The 4,229-nt window shown below is 39.3% G+C and carries 6 protein-coding genes; all 6 read right to left on the reverse strand.

Annotated elements, in window-relative coordinates:
• Window positions 1-122 precede the first annotated feature (122 nt).
• The 6 genes from O3599_RS09735 to O3599_RS09760 are packed head-to-tail and all read right to left on the reverse strand — an operon-like array spanning window position 123 to window position 3,812.
• Window positions 123-722, reverse strand: a complete 600-nt coding sequence (locus tag O3599_RS09735) for a response regulator transcription factor (protein ID WP_124787570.1) — start codon at window positions 720-722, stop codon at window positions 123-125.
• The gene (locus tag O3599_RS09740) at window positions 723-1,820 is read right to left on the reverse strand and encodes a sensor histidine kinase (protein ID WP_124787571.1); all 1,098 of its coding nucleotides are present in this window, start codon (window positions 1,818-1,820) and stop codon (window positions 723-725) included.
• Window positions 1,820-2,557 carry an ABC transporter permease gene (locus O3599_RS09745; RefSeq protein ID WP_124787572.1) on the reverse strand — a complete coding sequence of 246 codons (738 nt, stop codon included), beginning with the start codon at window positions 2,555-2,557 and terminating at the stop codon, window positions 1,820-1,822. Before O3599_RS09745 ends, O3599_RS09740 begins: the two co-directional genes overlap by 1 nt.
• Before the next feature lies 1 nt (window position 2,558).
• Window positions 2,559-3,443 (reverse strand): ABC transporter ATP-binding protein, encoded by an 885-nt coding sequence (locus tag O3599_RS09750; protein ID WP_124787573.1) that lies wholly within the window; start codon window positions 3,441-3,443, stop codon window positions 2,559-2,561.
• Window positions 3,430-3,624, reverse strand: coding sequence for a hypothetical protein (locus O3599_RS09755; protein ID WP_371512735.1), 195 nt, complete (start codon window positions 3,622-3,624; stop codon window positions 3,430-3,432). The genes O3599_RS09750 and O3599_RS09755 overlap by 14 nt, the downstream gene beginning before the upstream one ends.
• Window positions 3,621-3,812 carry a hypothetical protein gene (locus O3599_RS09760; RefSeq protein ID WP_080977059.1) on the reverse strand — a complete coding sequence of 64 codons (192 nt, stop codon included), beginning with the start codon at window positions 3,810-3,812 and terminating at the stop codon, window positions 3,621-3,623. Before O3599_RS09760 ends, O3599_RS09755 begins: the two co-directional genes overlap by 4 nt.
• Between the last annotated feature and the right edge of the window lie 417 nt (window positions 3,813-4,229).

The following is a 4,229-nucleotide window of genomic DNA, read 5'->3' on the forward strand; positions in this document are numbered from 1 at the left end:
TTAGCTCTTTTGTAGTGCTCCCCCAAAAAAGAAAAAGGAGGAATCCCACCCTCCTAAAGTTAGTATTGTTCCATTCAATCCCATCAATTTTAACAAATAATGTTCAAAAAAATATTATATCATCACAACCAACCAGATTCTTTCGCGATATTAGCTGCCTCTGTTCGATTACCTGCATCTAGTTTCGAAAGAATATTGGTGACATAGTTCCGGACTGTTCCGTTGGATAGATAAAGTTTGTCTGCAATTTCTTGATTAGAGAAACCCTGAGCGATTCCCTTTAAAACTGCGATTTCTTGCTCTGTTAATGGATTGGGATGCGTCATCACCACTTCCATCAATTCAGGCGAATATTCCTTGCGTCCTTCGAGGACGGTGTGCAAGGTTTGCATGAGGTCTGCAATGCTTCGTTCCTTTAATACATAAGCATCCACTCCAGCCTTGACTGCACGCTCAAAATATCCTGGACGCTTGAATGTCGTCACTACAACCACCTTTGTTTCAAGCTTTTCTGCTCGTATCCACTCCAAGACTTCAAGACCTGTCCTAACAGGCATTTCTACGTCAAGGATAGCGATATCTACAGTCTCTTTTTCTAAGAGTTGGATTGCTTCTTGCCCATTCTTGGCTTGAAGGACAGACTCCACATCTGGTTGAAAGGCAAGCAATTGACACATAGCATCTCGCAACATACTTTGATCTTCTGCGACTAATACTTTCATCTACTTTCTCTCCTTATAAGGTAGTCGAACTTGAACTTCTGTCGGTTGTTTCTGACTAATCACCTTTACCTCTCCCGAAAATGGAAGGACACGATCTCGAACTGTATGGAGCTCATCTCCCTTTAGAGAAGTAAAACCACAGCCATCATCTCTCACTGTTAGAATGAGCTCTTTCTCTGTCCGTTCTAATTTTAAGTAGGTCTTAGAAGCTTTGGCATGCTTGATGATATTGGTCACTAACTCAAGCAAAATCATGGAAGCCGTTGACTCCAATTCCCGAGTTAAGCTAGCTGTATCTAGTTGATTAGCTATTTCCACCTCAATTCCAGCAATTTCTAACATCTTTTTCACAGTCTCTAGTTCGGATGTCAAAGTTCTAGACTTAAGATTTTCCACAATGGTTCGCACTTCACGCATTGATTCTTTGCTAATTTGCTGTATTTCTCTTAATTCCTTTTCCACCTGTAGATAAGCCTCCATCTGAAATAACTGCAAGGCTAAATCTGTCTTGACACTCAACATAGCAAAGGTATGTCCCAAGCTATCATGCAAATCTTGACCGATACGACTGCGTTCATTTTCAGCAAGCAATAGATTTATCTGGGCATTTTGCTTAGCCTGAGCTTCTTTCAAATCCTCCACAATACGAATCCGAACCAAGCCAAAAGTCATTAAATCGATAAAAGTGAGAATTGCAAGTAGATAGAGTAGAAACTCAACTTCGATTTTCTGAATAATCAACAGTTGTCCCACAACAAGCACTTGAGCAAGGAGAAAAGTCCAGACATGTAAAGACTTTAAACTACGTACACCGAAATGATAAATTAAGAGATTGGAAAGGAAAAAGAAGAACCAGATATAGTTCACAGCAACAAAGGCGGTATTTCCAGCAACATAGACCAGCATGATCCCCCAGAAAATCCAGGATAGACGAAGGATCTTAGTTGTTAAAACACCCAAATACGCCACTATAAATAGAATATCAATCAATAAATGCCAGACAGCTAGTTCCCCAGTCACTACAGGTAGGATGGGGAAAATCATAAAAATTAAACTGGCCCAAAACATATAATGTATGCTTTTCAGTCTTTCAAGCATTAAGCATTCTCCTTATGACCTTGAAGGTAAATGGTCAAACCAAACAAAACTGCTGAAAAAACAAGTAGATAAACTGTGGCTGATAGATTGAGGCCACCCTCATTTAAGAAGGTCTTGATCAATTCCATCAACTGATAGCTTGGTAGGCGCTTCCCGATTGCTTGCATCCAGTCTGGAAATAAAGAGATGGGCATCCAGAGTCCGCCTAAAACAGCCAAGCCTAGATAGAGAAGATTGCCCACGACAGACATCAGCTGACTAGTCGGTAAGAGAGTTAAGGTCAAACCAAGCGCTACAAAAGCAATACTTCCCAAAATAAGCAAAATCGCAGCCCCAATCCAGCTTCCTAGAGGCATCTCTACACCTCTTACAAAATGCCCAACTGAGAAAACAACCAGAATTGAGACCAAATAATCAACCATCATACTTGTTATCTTTGATAGATAATATTCTACCATATTTACAGGGCTATGGCGCAATGTTTTATGCCAGTTGTTCATCTTGTCGGTATGTAAGACAGCTGGGAATGAAAAGATAGCGGTCGACATCATGGAAAAGGCCGTCATGGAGATGAGGTAGTCGCGCATAAAATTCGCAGGTCCACCTGGTGTATCCTGATACATGCCTGAAAAGAATAAATAGAAGGCTGTCGGCATCCCCACTGATAAGAGATAATAGACTAGTTGCCGTTTGGTTAATAGGAATTCTATCTTATTTAATGCGATCCATCGTTTCATCTTAGTCATCTCCCTTTTGTGTTTCTTCAAAGATTGTATCCAGCAAACTGCGATTATTGACTTCAATTTCTTGTATGCTACATCCTGCTTGCACTAACAGTTGCCAAAAAGCATCCGCTTCACGTGTAACTACTTGCAAAGCATCTTGTTTTTGTGACCAGTTTTCAACCAAGTTAGACTGCTCAATGACTTCCTTGTATGCTAGAGGAAGGATAAAGTGCTTTTCAATCTCCTCACTGCGCATGGCTAGAGGTGTTGTATCGCGAATCAACTCTCCCTTATTCAAGACCAAGATTCGGTCCGCTGTATGCTCTACCTCTTCGATATAATGGGAGGAATAGAGAATGGTAACTCCCTTAGCTTTTAGTTCCTGAACAATTTCCCAAAAGCGTTGACGAGTTGAAGTATCCATGGCAGCAGTTGGTTCATCTAAAAAGACAAGCTTTGGTCGCCCAATCAAGGTCAAGACAAAAGAGAAGAGACGCTTTTGTCCACCTGACAATTTTTCTGCGAATTGCTCTTTTTGTTGCTGGTCAAACTGCAATAGTTGATCGATTTCCTGGTTGCTCAAGGGATTTGGATAGATACGTTGAAAGAAAGCAATCAACTCTTTGACCTTTAATTTCTGAACGATGACATTTTCTTGAGGCAGATAACCTCTAATATAGTCTAACTGAGAACTCGTCACTGACAAGCCTTGGATGGATACTTGACCGCTTGTGACCAGTTTATCTCCAAGCAGACAGTCCAAGAGTGTGGTCTTCCCAGCACCATTGGGTCCAATCAAGGCGACGCATTCACCTTCAGCTACCTCAAAGGAAATATCCTTCAAAATAGCTTTACCCTTGATATTTTTATTTAAGCTTTCTACCTTAATTATGTTCATGATATTCTCCTTTCAGCCACTTCTTTCCCATCGGAAAGGCGATAAAAATCATAAATCCTAGTCCCCAGGCACCACGGATGAATTGGTGAAGGAAGGCTTGATCAAACCAACCTGTAAACATTTCTACCAACCATACCACTAGTGATAGTCCAATAAAAAGATAGAGAATCGCTTTTTTCATTTTTCAAACTCCTTTTTCACATCTGAGACCAATTTCAATCCTTCTCGGATAAGCCAAGACATCATGCCAAATCCTGCAAACAACTCCCAAGGAAAATGATAGAAGCCTTCATCCAATCCTGAAAACATGAGATAAGTCATGACTCCTGCTGCTACTAAACTCATTGCGAAAATTACTTTATGTTTCATTTTTTCTTCCTCCCTTTCATACTTCAATTATAGTCTTTTAAAGTTAGCGGAGCTAGATGCTTCTGTCACAAGGAAATATGACAAATGTCATAAAAGATTCTGTTCAAAACAAGCAAGATACACTATACAATAAAACAAAAGTAGAAAAATCTAAGGCAGCTTCCTTAAAAGAAATATCAAACCCAATTCACACTATATTGAAAACTAATACTTATTTAAAATCAAAAGAGCGGAAATTTTTAACGTACAAAACACATATATTATAGGCAGAGTAAAAAAACTCTTCGATTACTTTCTTAAAAGTTTGTAAGAATTATACAATCTGTTAAATTTTAATTTATGTACCTAAACTACAGTATTCATTGAACAAATCAGGAAACAAAAAAGTATACGCGATCAAAATGAATTACTGAAATT

The organism is Streptococcus sp. 27098_8_103 (assembly GCF_041432345.1).
GTDB classification, from domain to species: Bacteria; Bacillota; Bacilli; order Lactobacillales; family Streptococcaceae; genus Streptococcus; species Streptococcus mitis_BV.

What these genes read in the sequence shown, in the direction of transcription:
- O3599_RS09735 (WP_124787570.1), bottom strand. Translation starts at nt 722, where the DNA reads ATGAAAGTATTAGTCGCAGAAGATCAAAGTATGTTGCGAGATGCTATG.
- O3599_RS09745 (WP_124787572.1), bottom strand. Translation starts at nt 2,557, where the DNA reads ATGAAACGATGGATCGCATTAAATAAGATAGAATTCCTATTAACCAAA.
- O3599_RS09740 (WP_124787571.1), bottom strand. Translation starts at nt 1,820, where the DNA reads ATGCTTGAAAGACTGAAAAGCATACATTATATGTTTTGGGCCAGTTTA.
- O3599_RS09760 (WP_080977059.1), bottom strand. Translation starts at nt 3,812, where the DNA reads ATGAAACATAAAGTAATTTTCGCAATGAGTTTAGTAGCAGCAGGAGTC.
- O3599_RS09750 (WP_124787573.1), bottom strand. Translation starts at nt 3,443, where the DNA reads ATGAACATAATTAAGGTAGAAAGCTTAAATAAAAATATCAAGGGTAAA.
- O3599_RS09755 (WP_371512735.1), bottom strand. Translation starts at nt 3,624, where the DNA reads ATGAAAAAAGCGATTCTCTATCTTTTTATTGGACTATCACTAGTGGTA.